This window comes from Moorena sp. SIO3H5 (genome assembly GCF_010692395.1).
GTDB lineage: Bacteria > Cyanobacteriota > Cyanobacteriia > Cyanobacteriales > Coleofasciculaceae > Moorena.
Genome location: NZ_JAAHHS010000029.1, coordinates 1 through 1,520 on the forward strand (window position 1 = coordinate 1; position 1,520 = coordinate 1,520).

The window sequence follows — 1,520 nt, forward strand, 5'->3', positions numbered from 1 at the left end:
AGGAGCTAGCTATATCCTCAGTAAAGGGGCAAAGAAAGATAAGTCAAATTCATCCGCTGACTCTTATGACAATCAAGTAGCCCAAGCCTTAAGTGATGCAGCTCAGGATTATCTGACTGGTTTCAGTAATGACGCTTTCTCGATGGTGCGTCAGTATCAAACTAAGGCAGATAAAGTGTTCAGTTTGCCAACAAATCAAGAACCACAGGATACCAGTAGCCAGGTTTATCAGCTACAGTTATTAAATAGTGTTTTGGAAAGATTGAATTAAGAATTAAGAATTAAGAATTAAGAATTAAGAATTTAGAAATATCTACTCCCACCACTCGACCATCCTGACCAACTCGTTTTGCTGCTTCAATAGCAACTAAGCCAGTTCCCGTAGCAATGTCCAAGATTTTTTGTCGAGGTCTAATGTCAACATGTTCGATTAGACCATTAGCAAGCCGAGGATGGAAGTCTCCGTTATCGTAAGAATTGCTCCTGTTATCATAAATAGTAGCAACTTCTTGTTTGAACTCACTTAGCTCAAGATTATTGCTCATCTGATTTTGTTTCTTTATAGTTAATGTTAGCTTAAGCAATCAGCTGTCAGCGGTCAGCCGTCAGCCTTTGGCTGATAGCTGTTCGCGTAGCGTGGCCAAAGGCCTTTAGCTGATTGCTGTTCGCGTAGCGTGGCCAAAGGCCTTTAGCTGATTGCTGATTGCTAATAGCTGATTGCTGTTCGCGTAGCGTGGCCAAAGGCCTTTAGCTGATAGCTGATTGCTTTTAATCACAAGAAGAATACTCAAGGGGCACAAAGGCTAAACCAAAGAAGCTCTTAGAACAAGGCACGATCTTAACTAATTCTCCAGGAGGATTCTTGCGATGACGATCCTTGGGTGTAAACTCAATGGTTCCTGTTGCACCATAAGCAGTAAAACCAGGACTGGCTAATGTTTTCTGGATACCCTTACGTGTCGGTTTATTTGACATTTCTAATGCCTTAATCAACGTACGAGTGGCATCATAGGTCATAGCTGTAGTCGGATTTACTGATCCATACCACAATTTCATAGTGTCTTCAGTAAATTTTTGGTTAGGACTGCTTCGGGGATGCCAGGGAACAAATAAAACTACTTTTTCCAATAGCTTTGAATCTCTGATGCTTAGAGTCTGGGGACTGTAGAGATTCCATCCCCCTACTATCAAATTACGACCGTTGTTAGTTTTGATTAACTCAATGGAATTCTTCAAAGCATCAGTGATTTGAGCATCTGGGAATAACACCAAGGGGGTTTCCCCATATTTCCTGACTTCCTCTAGGGCTTTGTTGGCGTTGAAGTTACTTTTGGATAAATCATACTCTCGGACTTTTATGATCCTTCCTCCCTTGGTTTCAAATTTTTGTTTAAATTTCTGCCATCCATAGCTACTAAATGGGCTTTGAGGAGTGTAAAAAACTGCCGCTTGGCGTTGACCTATCTTAAGTAGGTGGTCAACTAAAATATCAGTTTCGTCTTCAGTAGTAGGTACAGTCC

At 41.2% G+C, this 1,520-nt stretch carries 3 protein-coding genes and 1 pseudogene; 1 reads left to right on the forward strand and 3 read right to left on the reverse strand.

The window, feature by feature from the left end:
• Positions 1-271: pseudogene (locus tag F6K52_RS05165) on the forward strand (dynamin); the annotation flags it as partial.
• Positions 272-281: 10 nt separating this feature from the next.
• Here F6K52_RS05165 and F6K52_RS05170 read toward each other — a convergent pair.
• The 3 genes from F6K52_RS05170 to F6K52_RS05180 all read right to left on the reverse strand — a co-directional run.
• Positions 282-545, reverse strand: coding sequence for a methyltransferase domain-containing protein (locus F6K52_RS05170; RefSeq protein WP_293074996.1), 264 nt, complete (start codon positions 543-545; stop codon positions 282-284).
• A 46-nt stretch (positions 546-591) separates the two neighbouring features.
• Complete coding sequence (locus tag F6K52_RS05175; protein WP_293075000.1) at positions 592-741, reverse strand: hypothetical protein; 150 nt, start codon at positions 739-741, stop codon at positions 592-594.
• Between the two features lie 27 nt (positions 742-768).
• A partial coding sequence (locus F6K52_RS05180) for an ABC transporter substrate-binding protein (RefSeq protein ID WP_293075003.1) occupies positions 769-1,520 on the reverse strand: 752 nt, incomplete at its 5' end.

Coding starts and splice junctions, on each gene's coding strand:
- F6K52_RS05170 (WP_293074996.1), bottom strand. CDS start 545: ATGAGCAATAATCTTGAGCTAAGTGAGTTCAAACAAGAAGTTGCTACT.